At 37.5% G+C, this 22,109-nt stretch carries 26 protein-coding genes; 12 read left to right on the plus strand and 14 right to left on the minus strand.

What is annotated here, in order from left to right; translation table 11 throughout:
- Nucleotide 1: 1 nt before the first annotated feature.
- Nucleotides 2-1,570 (minus strand): sensor histidine kinase, encoded by a 1,569-nt coding sequence (locus tag ABMA72_RS03020; RefSeq protein WP_392855936.1) that lies wholly within the window; start codon nucleotides 1,568-1,570, stop codon nucleotides 2-4.
- A gap of 120 nt (nucleotides 1,571-1,690) precedes the next feature.
- Between ABMA72_RS03020 and ABMA72_RS03025 the strand changes: the two genes are divergently transcribed.
- The gene (locus tag ABMA72_RS03025; protein WP_392855938.1) at nucleotides 1,691-2,461 is read left to right on the plus strand and encodes a 3'-5' exonuclease; all 771 of its coding nucleotides are present in this window, start codon (nucleotides 1,691-1,693) and stop codon (nucleotides 2,459-2,461) included.
- Between the two features lie 77 nt (nucleotides 2,462-2,538).
- A complete protein-coding gene (locus tag ABMA72_RS03030; protein ID WP_392855940.1) occupies nucleotides 2,539-2,937 on the plus strand; it encodes a DUF309 domain-containing protein in 399 nt (132 codons plus the stop codon).
- Here the strand turns inward: ABMA72_RS03030 and ABMA72_RS03035 are convergent.
- Together ABMA72_RS03035 and ABMA72_RS03040 are read right to left on the minus strand one after the other, a co-directional pair.
- On the minus strand, nucleotides 2,860-3,279 hold the full coding sequence (locus ABMA72_RS03035; protein ID WP_392855941.1) for a group II truncated hemoglobin: 420 nt from the start codon (nucleotides 3,277-3,279) through the stop codon (nucleotides 2,860-2,862). The genes ABMA72_RS03030 and ABMA72_RS03035 overlap by 78 nt on opposite strands.
- Before the next feature lie 49 nt (nucleotides 3,280-3,328).
- Nucleotides 3,329-4,594: a S8 family peptidase gene (locus ABMA72_RS03040; RefSeq protein ID WP_392855942.1), complete on the minus strand. Its 1,266-nt coding sequence runs from the start codon at nucleotides 4,592-4,594 to the stop codon at nucleotides 3,329-3,331.
- Nucleotides 4,595-4,792: 198 nt separating this feature from the next.
- On the opposite strand from ABMA72_RS03040, the gene ABMA72_RS03045 reads away from it, so the two are divergent.
- The 4 genes from ABMA72_RS03045 (at nucleotide 4,793) to ABMA72_RS03060 (ending at nucleotide 7,939) form a co-directional block, all read left to right on the plus strand.
- Nucleotides 4,793-5,509 carry a VC0807 family protein gene (locus tag ABMA72_RS03045; protein ID WP_392855944.1) on the plus strand — a complete coding sequence of 239 codons (717 nt, stop codon included), beginning with the start codon at nucleotides 4,793-4,795 and terminating at the stop codon, nucleotides 5,507-5,509.
- A 25-nt stretch (nucleotides 5,510-5,534) separates the two neighbouring features.
- On the plus strand, nucleotides 5,535-6,587 hold the full coding sequence (locus ABMA72_RS03050) for an aldo/keto reductase (protein WP_392855946.1): 1,053 nt from the start codon (nucleotides 5,535-5,537) through the stop codon (nucleotides 6,585-6,587).
- Between the two features lie 90 nt (nucleotides 6,588-6,677).
- Nucleotides 6,678-7,286, plus strand: coding sequence for a hypothetical protein (locus tag ABMA72_RS03055; protein WP_392855948.1), 609 nt, complete (start codon nucleotides 6,678-6,680; stop codon nucleotides 7,284-7,286).
- A gap of 95 nt (nucleotides 7,287-7,381) precedes the next feature.
- On the plus strand, nucleotides 7,382-7,939 hold the full coding sequence (locus tag ABMA72_RS03060) for a hypothetical protein (protein ID WP_392855949.1): 558 nt from the start codon (nucleotides 7,382-7,384) through the stop codon (nucleotides 7,937-7,939).
- 74 nt (nucleotides 7,940-8,013) lie between these two features.
- On the opposite strand, the gene ABMA72_RS03065 is transcribed toward ABMA72_RS03060, so the two are convergent.
- The 3 genes from ABMA72_RS03065 to ABMA72_RS03075 form a co-directional block, all read right to left on the minus strand.
- Nucleotides 8,014-8,730, minus strand: a complete 717-nt coding sequence (locus tag ABMA72_RS03065; protein ID WP_392990044.1) for a hypothetical protein — start codon at nucleotides 8,728-8,730, stop codon at nucleotides 8,014-8,016.
- Nucleotides 8,727-9,197 (minus strand): hypothetical protein, encoded by a 471-nt coding sequence (locus ABMA72_RS03070; RefSeq protein WP_392855953.1) that lies wholly within the window; start codon nucleotides 9,195-9,197, stop codon nucleotides 8,727-8,729. Before ABMA72_RS03070 ends, ABMA72_RS03065 begins: the two co-directional genes overlap by 4 nt.
- Nucleotides 9,198-9,378: 181 nt before the next feature.
- Entirely contained in the window at nucleotides 9,379-10,398 is a 1,020-nt protein-coding gene (locus tag ABMA72_RS03075) for a 3-oxoacyl-ACP synthase III family protein (RefSeq protein WP_392855956.1), read from the minus strand.
- A 218-nt stretch (nucleotides 10,399-10,616) separates the two neighbouring features.
- Here ABMA72_RS03075 and ABMA72_RS03080 point away from each other — a divergent pair, with 218 nt between their 5' ends.
- Both ABMA72_RS03080 and ABMA72_RS03085 read left to right on the plus strand, forming a co-directional pair.
- On the plus strand, nucleotides 10,617-11,492 hold the full coding sequence (locus ABMA72_RS03080) for an endonuclease I family protein (RefSeq protein ID WP_393056020.1): 876 nt from the start codon (nucleotides 10,617-10,619) through the stop codon (nucleotides 11,490-11,492).
- Nucleotides 11,473-11,919 (plus strand): hypothetical protein, encoded by a 447-nt coding sequence (locus tag ABMA72_RS03085; protein ID WP_392855959.1) that lies wholly within the window; start codon nucleotides 11,473-11,475, stop codon nucleotides 11,917-11,919. Before ABMA72_RS03080 ends, ABMA72_RS03085 begins: the two co-directional genes overlap by 20 nt.
- On the opposite strand, the gene ABMA72_RS03090 is transcribed toward ABMA72_RS03085, so the two are convergent.
- Both ABMA72_RS03090 and ABMA72_RS03095 read right to left on the minus strand, forming a co-directional pair.
- Nucleotides 11,920-12,051, minus strand: coding sequence for a hypothetical protein (locus ABMA72_RS03090; RefSeq protein ID WP_392855961.1), 132 nt, complete (start codon nucleotides 12,049-12,051; stop codon nucleotides 11,920-11,922).
- Between the two features lie 5 nt (nucleotides 12,052-12,056).
- On the minus strand, nucleotides 12,057-12,218 hold the full coding sequence (locus ABMA72_RS03095; protein ID WP_392855962.1) for a hypothetical protein: 162 nt from the start codon (nucleotides 12,216-12,218) through the stop codon (nucleotides 12,057-12,059).
- Nucleotides 12,219-12,414: 196 nt separating this feature from the next.
- Between ABMA72_RS03095 and ABMA72_RS03100 the strand changes: the two genes are divergently transcribed.
- Genes ABMA72_RS03100 through ABMA72_RS03110 form a run of 3 tightly spaced genes read left to right on the plus strand, consistent with a single transcriptional unit; the run spans nucleotide 12,415 to nucleotide 14,186 of the window.
- A complete protein-coding gene (locus ABMA72_RS03100) occupies nucleotides 12,415-12,870 on the plus strand; it encodes a hypothetical protein (protein ID WP_392855963.1) in 456 nt (151 codons plus the stop codon).
- Between the two features lie 2 nt (nucleotides 12,871-12,872).
- Nucleotides 12,873-13,460 carry a tRNA-uridine aminocarboxypropyltransferase gene (locus ABMA72_RS03105; protein ID WP_392855966.1) on the plus strand — a complete coding sequence of 196 codons (588 nt, stop codon included), beginning with the start codon at nucleotides 12,873-12,875 and terminating at the stop codon, nucleotides 13,458-13,460.
- A 15-nt stretch (nucleotides 13,461-13,475) separates the two neighbouring features.
- The gene (locus tag ABMA72_RS03110; RefSeq protein ID WP_392855967.1) at nucleotides 13,476-14,186 is read left to right on the plus strand and encodes an arginyltransferase; all 711 of its coding nucleotides are present in this window, start codon (nucleotides 13,476-13,478) and stop codon (nucleotides 14,184-14,186) included.
- On the opposite strand, the gene ABMA72_RS03115 is transcribed toward ABMA72_RS03110, so the two are convergent.
- Complete coding sequence (locus ABMA72_RS03115; RefSeq protein WP_393056023.1) at nucleotides 14,183-14,803, minus strand: alpha-ketoglutarate-dependent dioxygenase AlkB family protein; 621 nt, start codon at nucleotides 14,801-14,803, stop codon at nucleotides 14,183-14,185. The genes ABMA72_RS03110 and ABMA72_RS03115 overlap by 4 nt on opposite strands.
- Before the next feature lie 14 nt (nucleotides 14,804-14,817).
- Nucleotides 14,818-15,606 (minus strand): hypothetical protein, encoded by a 789-nt coding sequence (locus ABMA72_RS03120; protein ID WP_393056025.1) that lies wholly within the window; start codon nucleotides 15,604-15,606, stop codon nucleotides 14,818-14,820.
- 288 nt (nucleotides 15,607-15,894) lie between these two features.
- On the opposite strand from ABMA72_RS03120, the gene ABMA72_RS03125 reads away from it, so the two are divergent.
- Nucleotides 15,895-17,691, plus strand: a complete 1,797-nt coding sequence (locus ABMA72_RS03125) for a hypothetical protein (RefSeq protein ID WP_393056028.1) — start codon at nucleotides 15,895-15,897, stop codon at nucleotides 17,689-17,691.
- Nucleotides 17,692-17,695: 4 nt separating this feature from the next.
- On the opposite strand, the gene ABMA72_RS03130 is transcribed toward ABMA72_RS03125, so the two are convergent.
- Genes ABMA72_RS03130 through trmFO form a run of 4 tightly spaced genes read right to left on the minus strand, consistent with a single transcriptional unit; the run spans nucleotide 17,696 to nucleotide 22,063 of the window.
- A complete protein-coding gene (locus tag ABMA72_RS03130) occupies nucleotides 17,696-18,772 on the minus strand; it encodes a hypothetical protein (protein WP_392855973.1) in 1,077 nt (358 codons plus the stop codon).
- Nucleotides 18,773-18,782: 10 nt separating this feature from the next.
- Nucleotides 18,783-19,751 (minus strand): NAD-dependent epimerase/dehydratase family protein, encoded by a 969-nt coding sequence (locus ABMA72_RS03135; RefSeq protein ID WP_393056031.1) that lies wholly within the window; start codon nucleotides 19,749-19,751, stop codon nucleotides 18,783-18,785.
- Nucleotides 19,752-19,769: 18 nt separating this feature from the next.
- On the minus strand, nucleotides 19,770-20,696 hold the full coding sequence (locus tag ABMA72_RS03140; protein WP_392855978.1) for a DMT family transporter: 927 nt from the start codon (nucleotides 20,694-20,696) through the stop codon (nucleotides 19,770-19,772).
- Entirely contained in the window at nucleotides 20,693-22,063 is a 1,371-nt protein-coding gene (trmFO, locus tag ABMA72_RS03145; protein ID WP_392855980.1) for a methylenetetrahydrofolate--tRNA-(uracil(54)-C(5))-methyltransferase (FADH(2)-oxidizing) TrmFO, read from the minus strand. Before trmFO ends, ABMA72_RS03140 begins: the two co-directional genes overlap by 4 nt.
- Nucleotides 22,064-22,109: the final 46 nt, after the last annotated feature.

Here is a 22,109-nt window from a genome sequence, read left to right on the forward strand (position 1 = left end):
CTTACTTCCTTTTAGGTAGCGTAATAATAAATTTCGTCGGCTTCTTTACCAACTCAATTTTTCCGCCCCATTCATCAACAATATTTTTAATAATATTTAAACCTAAACCAGTACCAGAACTCTTTGAACCTTTTACGAATTCACTTGTCAGTGTATCGAGATCCTTTGTGATCTCACCACCATCACCTACTTCAATAACAAAGAATTTATCCTTCTCATAAATCTTCAAATAGTGTTTTTCTGCACCGTGAATAAAAGAGTTCTCAACAAGGTTCTTTATTAAAATTTGAAACCAGTAATAATCAACAAAGATCGTATCATTGACTTCAATAGAGATTTCAATTTCCTTATCGTAAGTTTCCTTAATAGGAATGATTGTATCATAAATAAGATCTTCTAAATGATCTAACTTTTCATAACTGAAGGTTAACATGCCTGAAGCATTTGAACCCTGAAGGTAGTGCTTTGACTTCTCCGTCAAACGCTGTAGGCGGTAAACCTCACCCGCAATACGAAGAACATCTTCTTGCTGGTCTTCCGGCAAAGACCCCAAAGAGCGATTCATTTTTTCGACGATAAGAAGGAGAGATGCAACAGGAGTTCTAAACTCGTGAGTTAGAACCTGAAGGGCCATCTTCTTTCGACTTTCTTCAATCTTATCATCCTTAATTTTACTAAAGAGCAGCCAAAGAATGATAAAGAAGATAACAATAATCCCAGTAAATGAAGTCAGGGTTGATGTCGAAACAGTCTGTAGGAGATGCCTTGTGTTCTGTCTCCAACAAATTGGGCCATCATTATAAACACACCACTTTCCAGCACGTGCTCTTGTGATTTGATAGGGTGTCTGGTCTAAGAATCTTTCAATGGAGTCATTGGCATAGAAACGATATTCTAAGACATTGTACTGTCTTGGGTATTTAATCCTAGCAAGTAAGAAGTTCTTAGCAAGGATTGTCCCCTCTTCATTAATAATATCCTGAAGAGTTTCTTGTGAAAGACTTGCTAGAAGTCCATAGATCCCACCAAGTGGCCCAATCTCACGTTGAAGTTGAGCAAGCTCTGAAACATGAAAGTATGAAAGTCTACGTCTTACCCAAGACGTCTGAGAGGCCTGACCTGTGGCCAATTGATATTGAAATAAGAGATAAGCGTAACTTACTCCCGACTCGTGAATATAGGGAGGTGATTTCACAAACCAATTTGGGATATTTCTGATTCTGCCACAACGAATTTGTTCCCATACTCCCTTCTTGCGTGTTCCCGTTAATTGAGACTGAAGAATTTCAATATTTGAACAACCCTTTGAACTTGAAAGAAGAGATGCATCAAATTCTTCAATTGCAAGAGATGGATTAAGAAGCTGGAACTGCTCATCGGAATAATATAGTGATGAGAAGTTGACGATGGCGTAAGGAGTAATCGTGGTCTGCATCTTAACTTTTAACTCGTTAATTTCGTCAATTTGATACTGACTAGCAAAACGAGGTGCGAAAGTTTTTAAAACAAAACTTCCAGAAAAGAAGGCAACAATTAACGCCGTGAATATAAGTACAATATAAGGTTTCATTAAATCTAAGTAATCCCAGCATTTACAATATTAAACGTATCGTTAATAATTGTCCTAAATAAGTCAGAATATTGTCAATTAATCTTATGGCACACAGCAAGACCAACAAAAGGACGTCAAATGCTCATTCTTGGAGTTGATTTAGAAGGTATTAACGAAAATTTAACGCAAAAAGGTGTAAACCTTGAAGTTGACCGCGTTACAGAAATTGGAGCGGTTCTTTGGGACACACGTATCAACTCTCCAGTTAGAGTCTTCTCTGAACTTATCGATGAAAAAGATCGCTTAAAACTTACAGAAGAAGTTATTGAGCTTACAGGCATTGACGAACAATTACTTGCTGAGTGGGGCCGCCGTGGAGATGAAATCAAGATGGCCCTTGAAAGAGTTGCCCTACTTATGAAGAAGGCCGACTATATGATGGCCCACAATGGCGCAAAATATGACAAGCCGATGCTAACGGCCATGTTTAAAAGATATGGTATCGAGATGCCAAATAAAGTTTGGATTGATACTCAGGAAGATGTTGAGTACCCAAGAAGAATCACTCACAAGTCGATGGCTCTTCTCGAGCACTCACATGGCTTTATTAACCCGTTTCCACATAGAGCGGTTACTGATGTTCTTGCAATGCTTAAGATTGCATCTCACTACGACTATGCACGTATGGCAAAATTAGCGAGTGCACCTAAAGTACGTATTGTTGCAGAACTTAAGGCACCAAATTGGAAGAACCGTCAAGAAGTTGAAAAATTCAACGCTATCAAGCATAAGGTTGCACGAGCAAGATTTCAGTGGGATCCAAATGAAAAAATTTGGTCAAAGATTGTTTCTCAAGTTCATATTGATGAAGGAAAGCTTCTCTTTGATTTCGATTGGAGACTTTCATAAGATATTCCACTCGAGCACTACCACCATATAGGTTTCGTCCAGGAGTGAATCCTCACCCCTTAAAACCTGGTGGCCATATGGAAGAAAGCGGCGAGCCCCAAACAGCTCGCCTAGGTTCCAGTGAAGCTTTTAAAAATAATGAAGATTATTTATTTGCCATAGACTTAGTTAATGAAGGCTATTTCTGGGAGGCCCATGCCTACCTAGAGTCATTGTGGAATGAACATAACCGCACGGATGACTTTGCCATTTTATTTAAGGCCATTATCAAAATTGCAGCAGGACTATTAAAGCTAGAGATGAAGCAAGAAAGTGCGTTTAGAACTCACTTTGAACGCTGTCTTGAACTTTTAAATGAATTAAATTACGAAGTTTTTTGCGGAATCGAAATCAAAGAGCTAAAAGTCTTGGTTTCTCATATGCTCAGCGAATCTTTCGAAAGCGCCCCAGAGTTCTTTATCAAACTCAGGCTTTAGCTGCTTCTTATCCATGGCCTTTCTCATACAATAGAGCCACTCATCTCTTTCAGCGAAACCAATCTTAAATGGAAAATGACGCTTTCTCATACGAGGATGGCCATACTTTTCAATATATAAACTTGGGCCACCTAGCCAGCCCGATAAGAACATAAAGAGCTTCTTATTAGCACTCTCAAGTGAGCTTGCGTGAATGGCACGACACTTTGAGGCCTTAGGATCAGTATCCATGATTTCGTAGAAGTTATTAACAAATTCTTGAACGCCCTCGGCGCCACCTAGCTTATGATAAGGAGTCATCTTTAATTTTCGAATAAGAAATTCTGGCAGTTTGATTTTCATAAATAAAAAAGGGAGTCGCTCTTATAGCAACTCCCCTCTTTATATATCACTAGTTTTGGATATTGTTAAGTAGGCGGTAAGCTTCAATACGTCCAGACTTAGCTTTTGTGATAAGTCCTGGATTAGGTACAGAAGTAGAATAAATTCTTTCTTTAATTTCAGAAAAAGATAGTCCATCTTCTTTTGAAAGTAGAAGCCCTAGAACCCCTGAAACCATTGGCGTGGCCATTGAAGTCCCAGACATTTTCTTATAACGGTTATTTGGAACAGTTGAAAGAATATTTGATCCTGGAGCAAATACGTGAACTGTTTCTTGTCCATAGTTAGAAAATGATGAACGGTTACCTTTTCCATCCATTGCACCAACAGTGATCACGTTAGCAACATCATAATTTGCTGGATACGTTGGCCTAGAATCATTATCCATCCTCGAGTTACCTGCTGCAGCTACGAAAAGAACACCTTTATCACGTGCGTTTTCGATCGACTCCTTAAGTGCTTCAGAGTACTCTCCTCCACCCCAAGAGTTTGAAAGAATTTTTGCTCCATTAGCAACAGCGTAGTCAATTGAAGAGATTGCATCAATTGTTTCACCTGAACCACTATCACTTAGGAATTTAATCGACATAATTTTAACATTTGCCATTACACCCATAATACCAGTTCCATTGTGACGAGCACCAATTACACCAGCACAGTGAGTTCCGTGAGAGTGGCCATCCATTGGGTCACCATCTTTATTTGCGAAGTCATATCCGTATACATCATCAATGAATCCGTTTCCATCATCATCAATTCCGTTACCTGCGATTTCACCTTCATTCTTCCAAGTGTTAGCTTTAAGATCAGTGTGAGTGTAGTCAACACCTGTATCAATAACAGCTACAACTAGGTCGCGATTACCTGTTTCAACATTCCATGCAGCAGTTGCATTGATGTCTTCACCAGCTTTTCCTCTTGAAAACCAACCACCAGAGTTGCTTCCATCATTTAAAAGTCCCCACTGCTTAGAAAATTGTTCATCGCGATTTTCAGTTAGTGAAGAGTCATCTTGTTGAGGTGCAGAGAATTCATTTAAGTTAATAATCCAGTTTTTCTCAACATACTCAACCGCTGGGTCTTGTACAAGACCTTCGAATTTTTGCTTAACAACAGCAAATGTACCAAAGCTAAGTTTTCTAACCTGAGCATCGGCCATATTTGTGTTAACAAAAGATTCGTAACCTGGCTTTAATTTAACAATGTAACCATTGTAATTTTGAGCTGAAGCGCTCAGTGCGCACGTCATACCTAGTGCAAGAAATAGTTTTTTCATGATTTATCCTTATGTTCATCCGTGATCAAAAGTAATTCGGGTAAAAAAAATGATTTCATTTAAATTTTCTTAAGACAAGTTCAGATTTCAGGTTGTAAGAAGTTGTTACAATACCCGAGTTTTCACATTGGTCTTTTAAACCTTTTCCTACTTTATTGATTTAGGTATTATGAAGAGCAAATTATAAAAGGATTTTAAATGTCAGATTCGACTGAAACGAATATTCAAAAAAGTAAAAACGAAAAAAATGAAAACCCGTTCATCAACATTCTTTGTAATGTTGTGATTCCGTCAGTAATACTAACGAAGTTCTCAGGGCCTGAAAAACTAGGACAAGTTAATGCTCTTATCATTGCCCTTGCTTTTCCACTTCTCTATGGTGCATGGGACTTTATCTCTAAAAGAAAGTTTAACTGGATTGCGGCCATTGGTCTTGTGAGCGTTCTGCTAACAGGCGGAATTGGTCTTTTAGAACTAGATCGCACATGGATGATTGTCAAAGAAACTGCTGTTCCACTTGTAATTGGTCTTTTTGTACTTGCTTCTCAATTTACAAAGAAGCCACTGATAAGAACTTTATTTGAGCAAATTTTTGATATGGAAAAAATCCACCTGGCTTTTGAAGCAAGAGGTTTACACGACGACTTCAAACAAAAGATTCACATTGCAGGATTCTACTTCTCTTCAACATTCTTTCTGTCAGCATTTTTAAATTATGTTCTAGCGGTCATCGTCCTTAAAGGCGCCCCTGGAACAGTTGAGTTTAATGAGAGCTTAGGAAGAATGACTGCACTTAGCTTCCCAGTGATCTCTGTACCAACTTTAATTGTGACAGTGATTATTATTTTTACTCTAGTAAATTACATCAAGAAACAAACACAGCTTCCATTAGAAGAAATGGTTAAGCAGCAATAATAAAACCAAATATAAATGAGGGTTTATGAAATTTAATCAACTTGGAAATACAGATATTAAAGTCAGTGAAATTTGTCTTGGGACAATGACATGGGGTGAGCAAAATACAATTGAAGAGGCCCATGAGCAACTTGATCTAGCGCTCGACTATGGAGTTAACTTTATTGATACAGCTGAAATGTATCCAGTTCCTGGTCAACAAAGTACATACACAAAGACAGAACAATTCATTGGTAAATGGGATAAGATGCAAACTCACAGAGACAAGTTTATTCTTGCTTCTAAAGTTGCAGGCCCTGGATCAATGGATAGCTACATTAGAAATAGTGACATTAGAAAGATCGCCTTTTCAAAAAGCGATATTAAAACAGCTTGTGAAGCTTCTCTAAAAAGACTTAACACTGAATACTTAGACCTCTACCAAATTCACTGGCCATCACGTGTGACAAATTTCTTTGGCCGTCTAAATTACGAGCATATCACACCTGAGATTGAAGTAAGCTTCAATGAAAGAGTGGAGGCCATGGATGAGCTTATTAAAGAAGGTAAGATTCTTCACTGGGGATTATCAAATGAATCACCATGGGGAGTTATGAAATACCTTGAAGCGGCCAAAGAAACAAATATTGAACGCCCAGTTTCAATTCAAAATCCATACTCTCTACTTAATCGTTCATTTGAAGTTGGTCTTGCTGAAATGGCAATTCGTGAGAAAGTCGGACTACTTGCTTATTCACCACTTGCTTTTGGCGCGCTCTCTGGAAAGTATCTAGATGGAAAGAAACCTGCAAATTCTCGCCTAACTGAATACGGTGAGTACTTCACACGCTACTCTTCAGAGCATGCACAAAACGCGATCAGAGCTTATGTCGAACTTGCTAGCGATGTTGGACTCTCTCCTGCAACTCTTGCTCTTGCCTTTGTGAACAAGCGTGAATTTAATACATCAAATATCATCGGTGCAACGACGATGGAGCAATTAAGAGAGAACCTTGCCACAAGTGAAGTGACTCTTGATAGCGACACTCTTAATCGCATCGAAGAAATACACAAGGTATTTACTATACCTTGCCCATAAGACTGGCACTTTCTGCCACTCACTCCACATAAGTTCTTGATTTAATTTAATTTGATAAAATCTAGAACAAGAACTTATGTGGAGGCGTTCATGTTTTCAAAATTTAAGCACAAGAGTGAATTCGATCTTGGCAAACAAGAGCTTGCAAAAATCTTCTTTGAATTAGAAGAGTTTGAAGATGCACCTCTTAAGATGGCCCTTGCTAGTTATGAAAACTTAAAAGCTGGAACAAAATCCACAGAAGACTTCTTCTACTATCTAATTGAAGATTCAATTTTTACTTCCCTATACGCTACATTCTATGAGCGCATTTTCATGGCCATCAATCAGTATCCGGAACGTGCACTTGAATTAGTTGAGAGCTTTAGTGCTGACTCAGATGAGAGGGAGCAAGTTATTGCAACTCAAACTCAGCAGCACCTGGCCTTTGTTGAAAACTACGGAATGTGTAACGGATGCGGCTCATGTGAATACCACCAAGACGTGGCCGAATTAATCGCCTACTATCAAAAGGGTGATATCGACTTCTTTACTGAGTTATATATCGGTATGCAGACAATTCAATTTGCCATGGAATACTTTCTTTACGACTATATTCCAAGCGATCCAAAACTTGTTAAGCTTACGGCCCCTGCGCTTATGCAAAACTGGCGTGAATTAATCTACAATTACGCTAAACTTAAAGCGCGTGAGCTTTAACTCATAAACTTACAAGTTCTATCTTTAAGCTAGATAAAATTGCATAAACTAAAACTCCTTAATATCATTAATAGGATTATAAAAAGGAGTTTATAATGAAAGTACTAATTAGTTTACTAATGCTTCTGCCTGCTTTCGGTGCAGGACTTCAAATTGGAAATGATTTAGCTTCCAACCCTGTTGAAGGGAGTATCCGCTTAACATGTAATGACAGAAATCAGCACCAAATTCGCTACGTAAATTGTAGTGCAAATTACTTAAGCCCATCTGAGTTTTCACGCTTTGTTCTAGACGAAGGTGAAAGAGTTGATGCAGACGAAGTAACTCTATACTACAAGGACCACAAGGGACGCAAAAAATCGAAGTCATCTTCATTTGATGCTGAAAAAGGTGAAAGTTCTAAGAAGTTCAATCTTTGGATCTACACTCTACTTCAAAGGCCACTACTTAACTACTACGGTGAAAATGAAATCGAGTACAAGCTAGAAAAAAATGGACGCGAAGTTGCTACTGGAAAGTTCATTGTTAATGTTGAAAAACAAGACACAAAGTACTGCCAAAGTGCAAGCTACTGGTCAAGCAATATGGATGACTGTCGCTTCCCACAAAACTTCTGTGCTCGCTACTTCCGCGATTACAACTACTGCCAATAAAAAAGCAAAATACAAAGCCTCCAGTTCGGAGGCTTTTTTTATTAAATAGAAATTTAAAAAGATGTTCTAAACACTTATTTATGTTTATTAATTACAAATATGTCTTCCTTAACTTCCTCTGGCCCCTTAGGTATTACTCGATAAATCATATGTGCAACAAGGCCACTAAACATAATTAGCGAACAAATACTTTTGGATATTCCAGGCACTGTTAAGAGGTATAAACCTAGTGCCAGAGATAAAAAAGAAACAGACAAAAAAAATCGATTTAATCTTATCGAAATCATCCCCTTATACTTCTTTTCACACACACCACAAGTTTGAGGTACTTTAACTGCATGTATCCAAGAGATTGTTCTTGTCTTACAATTTGGACATGCCAGAATCGTGAAATCTTTAAATCGTGGCTCCTTGACAATCCTTAAATCACCATCAAACTCAGTTGGTATGCCCCACTTCTCATACTGTCGGGAAACGATATAAATAAAGAAAAATAAAAGAGCTAAGGCCAAATAAATTATCAAAATAGTGTATATTCCCTTCTGTGTATCAAGTAACAAGAAGCTAAATATAAAGCAGCATAAGAGATAAGCAATAATAAGTGTATTCTTATCCCTCTCTTTTTTATCAGTTATTTTGTTTGAGTATTTTGAAATTAGCTTAATTGCATAATTTACAAAGATAGAGATAAACAGATTTATTATCAAAAGTATAAATAGATCATGATGTAAAAACTCAGGTGTGAATTGTTTTATTAATTCTATTAAGTTATCAAAAAAATTAAATATCATAGATATTTAGCTACAACTTTTGCCAAAACAGTTATGAATGAATCTCTTTCATCAATTTGATAATAGTTCTTAAATTCATAACTATCTAACTCCATCTTTTGATTCTGAGATTCAATATCCTCAAGATTTAAATCACCCAAGATAATACTCTCAATATCTTTAAATACCTTTTTCTCATTATCACAAAAATTATTATCTAAATGTCCAATTGTACGAACCATGTGTAAAATAAAAGACCTTCTTGCGGGTGTCTTAATTTGTGAGATCGCTTCAACATAGTTTCCTATAGGTTGACTAAAACTTAGCTTTAAGGCTTCAATGTCTTCTTCAGTCGCATTTAAAAGCTTGTGAGACCTTAATTCATTTATTTTTTCCTTAAACCACTTCTCTTCTGATGAAGAGATAACGCCATCCATATGTATAAGACTTAAGACTAACTTCCATACTTCTAGTAGTTCTTTATCCATCTAGCTTCCTCTCAAAAATCATTATAATTAAATATCGGAATAAAAAAGTATAATTGTGAAGAAAATCACAGGCCTTAGCAAAAAACTAGAAATATAAAATAACTAACTGAAATTATAAAATAAAAAAGCCTCCAGTACGGAGGCTTTTTAGCAGTTGCGAAACCAAAGGTGCATGGCACCCTTACACGCGGTAAAGAGAAGCGGCCCAAGTAAAGCCAGCACCGAATGCAGCACTTGCCACAAGCATACCTGGCTTTAGAACACCTTCTTTCATCGCATCGTGCATTCCTAGAGGAATTGTCGCAGCAGTTGTATTTCCATATTTTTGAATTGTATTGAAAACTTTCTCTTCAGGAATTCCCATCACCTCTGCAACTTTAGAATTGATTCTTAAGTTTGCTTGGTGGAATAAGAAAACATCAACATCATCAACTGTTACACCATTTTTGGCCATAAGCTTTGAAAGTGCTTCAGTCATTCTTTTTACAGCGTGTACAAAGACAGTCTTCCCATTCATTTGTGGGTAGTGAAGTTTTTCATCAAGCATTGCCTGTGAAAGTCTTTCCGTTGAATCAAAACCAGTTCCTGCAGCAGGAAGCCAAAGCTCTTTAGCATACTTACCTTCACTGTGAAGAGAAGCATCGATAAAGCAAGGCTCAGTCTTCTTATCATTAACTTCTGTCGCACTCATAACAATTGCACCAGCACCATCACCAAAGAGAACAGAAACATTACGTCCATCTGGAGTTTGATCTAATCCTTTTGAGTGCACTTCAGCACCAACAACAAGAATATTCTTATTTGAACCACTAACAATAAATTTATCAGCAACAGTCATGGCATAAAGAAAACCAGAACACTGTTGACGAATATCGATTGCTGGGATTTCTGAAAGCCCAAGCTTCTCTTGTAAGAAACAACCTGTACCTGGAAAGTCAAAATCAGGAGAGAGAGTAGCTAAGATAATCATGTCGATATCTTCTTTATTAATGCCTGCATTTGCGATGGCCTCTTCACTCGCCTTAAGAGCAAGATCTGAAGTTGAAGTCTTTGAATCAACCCAATGACGTTGCTCAATTCCTGTGCGCTGAACGATCCATTCATTAGAAGTGTTCATCATTTCTTCGATATCTGAGTTTTTAAAAACTTGTGGTGGTACGTAAGAACCCACACCAATAATTTTACTTGCCAAAACACCCATAGTATTTCCTTTTCATAAATTTTCTTACATCTGAATTGGTGATTGATATCTTTTCAATTTAACACAAGATTCGCATATGCGATAGAGAGGACACTTACAATTTTATTTTTCTTAAATTGCCCCGATGTGATTTTTATGGGCCGTTTCTTGCTCCGTTTTTTTATTGGCCAAGATATGTTTTCTTGTTAAAGTATAATCATTCCAAGGAAGGAATTAAAATGACTAAGCTTAGTCACCTTATGGTGCTTATCTACATTCAAATGAGTTTCAGCGCGTCTGCTGGTTACAACTCAACCCAACTGACGAAATACTCTTACTACCCAGAGGATACGGCCCAGTTCATCTCAAACACAACGATAAATTCTTCTGAAAAAATTAAAGCAAAGCTTAGAGAGATCTTAGTATCTGCTCATATTAGAACACCAAATAAAAACGACTTACTTGCTAAAGATTGTAAGGGTAGACAAAATTGTTTTACTCAAAGAGTTCCAAGAAATTATAAGGAAGCTAGAAAGTATTTATTTGGAGATGTTTACCTTCAAACTTCTTCTCAAGGATATTACGTAAAAGATATTTACTGTAACCAAGAAGTTGATGAAAGAGATGGTATTGGAAAAATGCAAATTCCAAATCATCAAGTTATGAATTGTGAACACAGTTGGCCTCAATCTCGCTTTAATCCAAGAGAAGGCCGCAACACTCAAAAGAACGATCTTCATCACTTATTTCCTGCAAATTCAAGAGCTAATTCATCACGCAGTAATCACCCATTTGGTGAAGTTAATGGAAGAGTTGTGAATTCTAATTGTCAGGTTTCGCATATTGGTGAAGTCGATTATGCAAATGAAACAACAACATCATTTGAACCACCTCAAGAAATTAGAGGTAATATCGCAAGAGCACTTTTCTACTTCTCTACTCGCTATAATCTTCCAATCGATGAAGCTCAGGAATTCTATTTGAGAAAATGGCATAATGATGATCCTGTTGATGCATTTGAGGTAAGAATCAATAACCGAATTTACGAAATTCAAAATAGTCGCAACCCATTTATTGACGACGAAACTCTAGTTGATGCTATTAAAGATTTTTAAGCTTACCATTCTACTCATATCTGCTAGCTTGATTGCCTCATGTGCAACTAAGCAAGCACCTGTGAAGCCCCTAACTCAAAGAGAGAGACAACTTCTCTACTATAAGAAACTTAGAGCGGCAAAGTGGAATGAGATCACAAAGAAGCGCTCTCAAGCTCAAGAGCGTCGCTACTACAAGAATAAGAAAATTACCGTTGAAACAAGAAAGAAAAAAGTTTCTCCTAAACCTAGAAAGGTTTCACCAGTAATTCCTGTTGATCCTAATGAGCAACGAATAGAAATTGAGCAACTAATATCATTCCACTGTATAAAAGAGAGAATGGATAATTGCGATGAATTATCGACTAAGATCTACGAAAAATGCCTCCAAGAGTTTAACCCTGGAGACAAGAGACTTACTAACTGTGTGACAAAAGCTCTTAGATAACTATTCGTTACCGGCTTTCTTTTCTAACTCTTTTTGAAACTCTTTGAGTTCTTTTTCAGCTTTCTTTTTAAGTTCTTCTTGTTTCTTCTTTAAGGCCTCTTTCTGCCTACGTCTCTCCAGGAGATCACGCACAACACCTACTCGTTCAGCATTAGGCCCACCTGCTTTCCCAGCTTTTCTTCATCCTCCTCACTAACAGCTTCCTTCTTCTTAGGTTTGACTTTTGAAAAATGCCAATAGGCCTTTACTAGATCCCTGGCCTCTTTCTCTTCGAGCTTTAACCTTTCCTTTAAATTCATAGATTTCTCCTTGCCATCATGGTTGAGTGGTCAACTATATTCTATTTGGCCATATGAATCATTTCATATCAACTTAAGATAGTTTTAGATTTTCGAACAAAGTAAAAATTAACTTTGTGTTAAGTTTTTCTATTATTTTTAAACATTAGAGACTGGTTGTTGAGTTAAGTAAGTATCAGATGTATAATTCTATGGAATGAAGAGTTTAGTAATCAATACCATTGTTAATGCAAGTGTCGAAGAAATTTTGAATAATTTCAATGCCGATACAATGCAGGAGGCGACACCTCCTTTTATCAATTTAGAAGTGCCTCGCTTCGACGGTAACTCTGTATCTGATCAAACTCACCTAATTACATCAATCTGTGGCCACTACCAGTCTTGGGTTATCGAAGTGACTCAGAAGAAAGAAACTTCTGATGGAATTATCATTCGAACAGAGGCCATTGAAACCCCATTTCCATTCACAATGTGGATTCATACTTATCATATTCGCGATATTGGAAATGGCCAAACAAAGATTACAGATAATATCAAATATAAAACTGAAAACTTTGCATTTGATTTACTTATTTATCCAATTATCTACTTCATTATGTACTACCGAAAACCAATTCTAATGGACAAGTACAATAAAGAATTAAATATCTAATTATGGCCAAACGAAACCATTGCCCCAATTGCCTACGGCCACAAGGCCAGTGTCTATGCCACACAATTGAACAAGTGCCTTTAGAAAATAGACTGATCATTTTACAAGATCAAAAAGAAGCACTTCACCCCTTTAACACGGCCAGGCTGGCGAAGCTGGTTGCGCCAGAAATTGAACTTGTGACGAGTGAAAATATCAACGAGGAGTTGATGCAAGAAATTAAGGGACTAAGGCCATTTCTACTTTTTAAAAATGAAAAATCCATTGCCTTAAATGTTGAAAATATTCACTTATTAGAGAGCAAGAATTTTATTGCTTTAGATGGGACTTGGAAGAAGGCCAGAAAGATCTATCACACATGGCCCCAGCTTAGTGATCTGCCTTGCTTTCACTTGGAATTAGATGATCAAAAGACAATATATCAAAGCATTCGCAAGTCTTGCGGTGAGACACACCTATCAACTCTAGAGGCCATCACAGCAACTCTCCTTGCCCTAGGTGATATTCAAGAGAGTCAAAAGGATCAATTTCTTGCGCCATTAAAAGAGCTTATAAAACAACAAGAAGCCTTTCAACACAAACCCAATTAATGCTATTATAATCAAATGAAAATGATTCTAAGCCCTCGAATTAGCGATCTTGATCAGTGTCCATATTTAAAAGAGGAAATGGAACAGCACGAGTTCTTCTTTAGTTCTGAATTAAATGATACTGAATTAGACTTTCTGCTTGAGCGTGGTTGGAGAAAGTTTGGCCAATTCATCTTTAGGCCACTTTGTCCCAATTGCCAAAAGTGTATTCCCATTCGAGTTGATCTTAAAAAATTCAAACTTACAAAGAACCAATCAAAGTTTTTAAAAAGAAATCACAATAAAGGTTTGCAAGTAAAGTTCTCACCGCTTTTATACAGGCAAAAGCATTTTGAGATTTATCGCCTACATGGGCAAAACCGTTTTGTCGACAGTATTGATGCAACGATTATTGATAACGAGTTGCTCTTTAAAGAAACATTCTATCGTTTCACTGGAACCCAACTACTAAGTGAAGTCTTCTTTGATAATAAATTGATCGCTTTTGGAATTTTAGAGCAATCCCAAAATGCTTTAAGTAGTGTTTATTTCTGCTATGATCCGCAATTTGAAAAAATGAGTTTAGGGCATCTTGGAGCACTTGCTGAAATTATGCATGCAAAGAATATGGGACTCGATTATTACTATCTTGGCTACTGGATTGAAGAGAATGAGTTTATGAAATATAAGTCTCGCTACACTCCTTACCAATTATATGACTGGAGCTCGAAGAGCTGGGAAAGCTAGTCGATAATATAACGAAAAGTTAAGTTGATTCTCTCATCAACCTGTTTGGCCGTCTTATTTAATTGATGCTTCCAATTGTGTTGAAGAGCGCCTTTCATAATTAAGAGACTCTTATCTTCAAGAACAATCTCAACCTTTTCAACGGACTTATCAAAGCGATGCTTTAAAACAAATTTACGAGACTCTCCAAATGAAGCAGAAGCAATCACAGGGTTTCTCCCAAGACTTGCCTCATCGTCACTATGCCAAGCCGCATAGTCTTTTCCATCACGGTATAGATTACAAAGACATCCATTAAATTGATGTTTTGTTATTTTTTCAATTTCTTCTTTTAGGATGAATAAATTATCGCTCCAATTATTGCGAGGTAATTTAACCCCAGAATAGCTATATTCTTTCTCATCACTATACCAAGCATGTAGTCTTGGAATCGCGTGAGTTTTACCATAGAGAGTAATTTCACCTTCTTGCCATCTAAGGGAGTTCTTCAAGTCATTAAATTCAATCTTAGTCTTAGCAAAGAAGTTTGGATAATAGATTACAGTGCCATCTTTTAAATTGTAGACGACTTCTTCATTCTCATTCTCACCTGCTCCAAATAGATCGAATTGACTCATTACTCTCCTAAAAATTAGAATTCAAAATTTAATAATCCTAAGTATGCTGTAGCAGCATCAAACTCACGTCCATCAATATTATATAAAGAATAGCCTATTGTTAAGTAAGGATTCCAGGCCGCTAAGTTAAGATCAAATCGGGCCCCAATATCACTAATTGTTGTATCAAGACTCAAGCACTGACCGTTTTTACAAATATCAGTCTCACCATAGTTGAAAGACGTATATGCACCAACTCCAAAGCTACTTGTCACCATATAAGTATAAGAGAAATTCACTCCCGCACCAGAGTAATCAGCATTACTCAACATTTCATATTCTACACCATTTGCAAGAGTGTACGATTCAGCTCGTAAAGAACGAATAACTAATCCTAGACGATACTTGTGATTATCAATTGATTTAACTCCACTTACAGCAAGTTCACTTCCAATCAAGTTTATATCTTTTTCATAAAAGTCCAATGTTGATGCAATGGCACTGATTCCAAGTTGAAATTTAAAATCGTCTTTTTCCTCGACAAACTCAGGAACTAGAACTGCTTGAGTATTTTGCACTGTCTTCGGACTTTCTTGCTCTACTTTTTCAGCAGGGGCCTCTTCTACTTCTTTAACTTCTGCTTTTTGCATTGAAAGAGACTTCGCAATCTCTTTTGCCAGCTCTTGTTTAACAAGAAGGCGCATTTGCTCATCTTTAATTGTCGAATTAATCTTCTCAACTTGAGTATTATACTCTTCTAATGACATTCCAAATGCTTGAGTTGATAACGCCACAATAAATAATAAAGATGAAATCCTCTTCACTTCTTCCCCCATGTTCCTATTTGTAAATATTAGAGCAACATAGAGGCCAAACTATTTTATGCATTTTTAACAACTTATATCAGAGCATTGCATACTTTCTAAACATAAAGCCTAATCTTAGGACAATTTTAAATATTGAGAAAAAATTGAAAGCAAACGCCACGAAAAAGACACGGTCAAAAAGGCGTAAAAGATGCCTAAGTATCTAAAATTGCAACAAATCTTATATAATAGTAAGGAGATGGACACATTTTCGATAAAATACTCTTATAAGGTGAGGAGAACGCTATGAAAATGGCAAGCGGACAATTTGTAATTATCAAGAAGTTATTAATAACTCTTATTTCATGGTCAATGCTTTTGACTCCTATGGCCTACGCCCAAGAGCAAACGGATGTGAATACACAGGCCCAGCAGGAACAAGTCCAATCTGAAACGCAGCAAGAAAAGACTGCAGACTCCACACAATCTGAGGAAGATGACGGCCGCACAGAAGTACAAAAACAATCAGATCCCAACTACTGTTATCACGATGGAACAAATCAAAAGTGTGAGGGTGGAAATGTTTATAATTGTCACCTCGAACAATGTGTTAATGCCAACGACAATAAGAACTACAATATGGAATATCAAAATTGTGGGATTGATAAAAAATGTCAGGAAGATCTAAAGGCCGATGCAAAACTCTTTACTAACCATAAGACAAGCGGTCCAAAAGGTGCTTCAGATACGATGAGTTATCTGGCAGCTGCTGCTCAAGTAGGACAAGGCTGTGTTCTTTTATTCGGTGGAATGTGCCAGACAGATGGAATCGGAACAATGCTCTCAGGGGCGATCATACTCGCAGTTGCTCTTATGTCGGCCATGGGTGATGGCTACAAGAAGAAGTTTAAAGGTTATAAAGATGCCTTAGCAAAACTTGATGAACAAGATGAAAAAGCATGGAATCACCAAACTCAAAGAGTTGCTCTTGAAACTGAAGTTCAACTTTTAAAAGATATGGAAAAGGCAGCACAAGATAAGATGAAGCATCATAAGAGAATTATGATGATGATTACAATCTCTACTGCTATTGCCGCCATTTGTGCGGCCCTGACAATCTTTGGCTGTCCTGCTTCAAACCCGTGTACATATTGGGTTTTAGGTCTTGGTGCAGTGGCACTGGCACTTGAAAACCAGGCCCTTTCTTCTGCTAAGAAGGCCCACAAGAGCGCAAAGAGTGCCCGAGAAAAAACAGAAGTCGTTCTTAGAAAACTCTTGGCCCGCTACAATAATCAATACAATCCGGCCTCGAGCCAAAAAACTTCTGTTGCCAGTGGTATGGCCACTCCTGGTTCACAGGGATTAGGGATGAGTAATAATGATACGACATTCGACGTGGATGAAGTGAAGACAGAAAAGCTTAAAACAATTCCTAAGATGGATATAAAGATGGGGAAACTTGGGACAACAGGTGAAAACTTTGCCAACGCTATCGGACTTAGTGAAGTACAAGGTGGCTATAATAAGACAAAGGCCACAGGTAACTCAAAGTATGTAAACGAAGCACTTGATAAAAATGCTGCTAAGATTAACAAAGCGGCCAATCGTGTTCTTAAAACACTCGCAAAATCTGATAAGACAAGTGCTAAGGCCAAGAAGGCAATCAATGCGATTCTTAATCCAGCAGGAAATTCTAAGTATCTAGCAGATACACTAGCTGGTCATGTATCCCCTGTTCAGATGGCCCTTAATTATCGAAGAGCTGGTGGACGTAATGCGGCCAGAGATATCGCTAAGAATTCACAAGACTTAGAAAAAGGAACAGGAGAAGGTCTTGCTGTTGCATATGACCCAGCTTCAAAAGACTACTTAAACAAGCTTAAGAGTCAACTTAATGGTTTTGAAAGTTTACTCGACAGTGAAGATGGAGTTATGGCGCTATCTAATTTTGATCCAACAGTGAATGAGGATGCAGTTGAGCAACTAAATGACGAAGAAATCATTGATGATAAAGGAACAATCCACAAGGACTCAAAGCTGTCCCTGTGGAAGATTATTTCAAATCGTTACAATGTTATAAAATTAAAAAAGACACTAGAGTAATAAACTAAGCTTCGCAGCAGCTATCATCTCTTTGAATCTGTTGTGAAGCTTTCTTTTCTTCAATAACTTCACTAATCTTATTAAATTCTTTTAAGAAGATATGTTTAAATTTAACCATCTCATAATTAGCAGAAACCCCATGACGCTTCTTAGGATCTTCGTCAGGAATTCCAACTTGTACAGGATATCTTAGTGCAAGGTAGTCCGCAGGTAGCTCATGCACTCCTACACCAAATGGTAAAAACTTATTTCCATTTGTAAGAACTGGCCTTCCACAACTTAAGGCCTTAAGTGAAAAATGTGGAAACTTATCTGTCGTATCAATTAGATACTTCGTTCCAGCTAAAAGTGGAGCGAGCTCACCTGAGCAGCGATCACCAAAGAAAAGCTCAGGATGCTTAGTCGCATATTGCCCTAAGTGATCATGCTTTCCGATGAATTTGAATTTCTTATCACCATAAATATCGATGATCTTATAAACTTCAGAGCTTGTAAGTGGCTCACAGTTAATTAAGAAGTAATCACGCTTAAACATTCCTTCAGGAAGAATCTTGTAATCCTTTAAAGCAATTGCTGGCGTTACCTGAGTCGCACTTGGAAACTCTTCTAAAATTGCTTCTTCATTTGACCAAAGTGTATTTGCTCTTTTTAAATATTTTCGCTGTTTCGTACGAGTAAATGCTTTGAAAAAGAATTCCTTAAAAGAGGACTTCTTCTTAATCGAATTAATATCTTCGACAAAGTAAGTGAAGAGATAAGTATCATCACACATCTTGATTTCTTGAGAAAAACCACGAGAAAGATTAACCACAAGATCAACACTACATGGAATAAATAAACCTCTAGCGGCACCGTGTACTAAGTGAGATTTATCAACTAGGTCTTCCCAAGATTTTACAAAACGGTTTAGAAATGTTGAATGAATTTTTCTTTGTTCAACTGGCCCTAGAACCTGACCTTGTCTATGTACAAGAGTATAAAGCTCAACGTTATCACCGATAACACCAAGTATTGTTTCTAAACACTCAATATAATAATCTCTTTCAATAACAGCATCGCAGCTGACAACAACTTTTAACATAATATTCTCATTACCTATTTTTTATATTTTTAAAATAATTAGCAGTTTCTTTAATCCCTTGCTCAAATGAAATTTTTGGCGAGTACCCTAATTTCATAACACGACTAATGTCGGGTCTTCTACGTCTTGGATCATCTTTTGGCAGTTCCTGGTATGATAATTTTGATGATGACTCGAGAGTCGAAACAATTAATTCTCCCGTCTCCTTAATTGAATACTCATCAGGGTTTCCTATATTATAAGGCATCTCATCACCTAGCATTAGAACGTGATCAATTGCGTTTGCAAGATCAGTTACATAGCAAAATGAGCGAGTCTGGCCTCCATCACCATAAATTGTGATATCCTCTCCATCCAATGCTTGATTGATAAAATTAGGAATAACACGGCCATCATCAGGACGCATACGAGGTCCATAAGTATTAAAGATTCGAACAATACGTGTATCGACATTGTACTTTCTAAAATAAGTCATTGTCAGGGCCTCAGCAAAGCGCTTTGATTCATCATAGCAACTTCTTGGGCCAATTGGATTAACATGTCCAACGTAATCTTCAACTTGTGGGTGAATCTCGGGATCACCGTAGATTTCCGAAGTTGAAGCCTCTAGAAATCTTGCCCCATGATCTTTTGCAAGCTCGAGAAGATTCTGAGTTCCAACTGAATTGGCCATCATGATCTCAAGTGGGATGATTTCAAAATCAACCGGAGAAGCAGATGACGCAAGAGAGAGGATGAAGTCAAACTTCACCTCTTCAAAATCAGGCAGTCCCTGAACAATATCACACTTAATAAAGTGGAAGTTTTCATATTTAGAGAGAAGTTCAATATTAGAATTTGAACCTGTTATAAAATTATCAAGGCCATAGACTGTCGCACCTTTATCAAGATAAAGCTGGGCAACAGTTGAAGGAACAAAACCTGCTGCTCCTGCAATCAAAAAAATCTTATCTGTTAGATCCATTGGTAAATGGCCCACCTAGTCTCCCTAATAAAATTAATTCACTTGAACGTTTAATTCGTGTTTTCTATTTGCTAATTGTAGCATCGTTGATCCGAGCAGTAAAAATGCCCCACCCAATAGCTGAACAACGCTAAGCTTCTGATCAAGGGCAACCCAATTGATTATGACTGCAAAGAATGGAAAAGACATTTCAGCAATAGTACAAACCTTAGCAGAGACTAGTCCTAGCCCCTTATAATAGAAGTACATTCCAAAAATTCCAGAAATGAGGGCCAAGATACTAACCTTTCCCCATAACTCAATTGGAAAATTAAGTCCTGTGCCTGTTCCAATCATAAAAGGAATAATAGCAAGAAGGCCGACTGCAAAGCGCAGTGACATCACTTCTTTTTCAACCCAATTCTTCTTCATTAGGTACTTTCCAAATACTGTCGCACTCCCCCAACTCATGACAGAAATGAGTGCTAGGCAAAGCCCATATAAAGACGAGCGATCAAAGCTCACTTGTCCAGTCTTAATCAAATTAATAGCGCTATTAATATCCTGGTAGCTAATTAATATTGCCCCAAATAATGAAACAGCTGCCCACAAGAGAAAGCGCTTCGTGATACGCTCTTTTAAAATAAGGTAAGCAAGACTTATGGCAATAAATGGTTGAAGCTTTTGTAAGAGAATAACCAGTGATGGATTTAGGAGCGCAAATGATTTTGTGAAAGTTAAAGTAGCAATGGCCGAGCCCATTGCGCCAATCATAAAGAAGCAAAGCATTTCAAATGGCTTCATCTTTAAGATTTTCTTTCTTGCAATATAGAGAGTTGGAAGAAAGAGAATGGTAAGAAATAAGTGCTCACCAAAAACAATGATCTCACTGCTATTGTACTTATAAAGCAGAGGATAGCGAATAAGCGTATCCAGCGCCCAAATAAAGCAAGCAATGAGAATAAAGCTTAAACCTTTCACTTCGTAAAGTACCCACTCATGAATTCATCAAAGACAAGTTTCGCACGATCAGAAGCAAGTTGCTTTTTGACTTTTTTACGATTCTTACGATCACGTCTTTGTTCTTTAGTAAGAGTAACCGGAGGAAGAAGTCCGAAGTTAATATTTGATGGAGTTGGCTTAGGCACTGTCATAATATAGTTAACAAGGGCACCTAGTCCTGTCTCCACAGGAAATTGTTTAACTTCCTCACCTCTTAACTTCTTAAGAAGTTGAAGCGCTACATACTGTCCCATGGAAGCTGACTCAGTATAACCTTCAACTCCAGTAATCTGACCAGCAAAGTAAATATTAGGAAATTTCTTAACACTTAGATCAAAATCTAGCAGTGTTCTTGAGTTAATAAATGAGTTTCTATGAACAGAACCTAGGTGAAGAAAACTTGCATTTTCAAAACCAGGAATCATCTTAAAGACACGTGTTTGCTCAGGGTATTTTAGACGAGTCTGGAATCCAACCATATTAAAGGCCGAACCGAGTAGATTTTCACGTCTTAGCTGAACACAGGCATATGGAAGAGAGCCATCAGGTAATTCCAGTCCAATAGGCTTCATACATGAGAAACGGGCCGTATCAACACCACGCTCTGCCATAATATCAACAGGTAGGCATGACTCGAAGAATTTATAATCTTCAAAATTTTGGGCCGGTACTTTCTCTGCCTTAACAAGCTCTGCGATAAAAGCTTCATATTGCTCCTGATTCATTGGAGCATTTAGATAATCCGCTTCCTCACCTTCTTCTTCACTTACTGGCTTGTGGCGATCTTTGTAATATAGCTTTGAGTAATCAAGACTGTCTCCATCCACTACTGGTGCAATTGCATCGTAGAAATAGAAGTCGTCATTTGAAATATTCTTAACGATCCAATTTGATAGGCCTTCTGTCGTTAGAGGGCCAGAAGCGATAATACAAGCATCTGCCTGATACTCGGCCATTAGCGCCTGAGGATCTGATGCATCTTGTGCAACAATTGTGATCTTTTCATTTTTATGAAGACGATCAGTTACTTCTCCTGAAAAGCCATCACGATCTACCGCAAGAGCATCCCCTGCAGGAACCGCATGCTTTCTTGCAGAGTCAAGAATGATGGAGCCAAGAGCGTCCATCTCATATTTAAGAAGTCCATGCCCAGAAGCTGGATTCATCGACTTAAGTGAGTTCGTGCATACTAATTCTGCGAATGCATCGATTTTCTGTGCTGGGTTTCTCTGGATCGTTTTATTTTCTACAAGAATAACTTCAACACCATGATTTGCTAGAAAATTGGCGGCTTCACTACCGGCCATTCCAGCACCAATAACAATTACTTTTTGCGAATTAGACAATTTCAACCTCTTTAATATACTTAAATGATGATATAGACCTTATATA

The sequence above is a fragment of the Halobacteriovorax sp. CON-3 genome (genome assembly GCF_043196995.1).
Taxonomy (GTDB): domain Bacteria; phylum Bdellovibrionota; class Bacteriovoracia; order Bacteriovoracales; family Bacteriovoracaceae; genus Halobacteriovorax_A.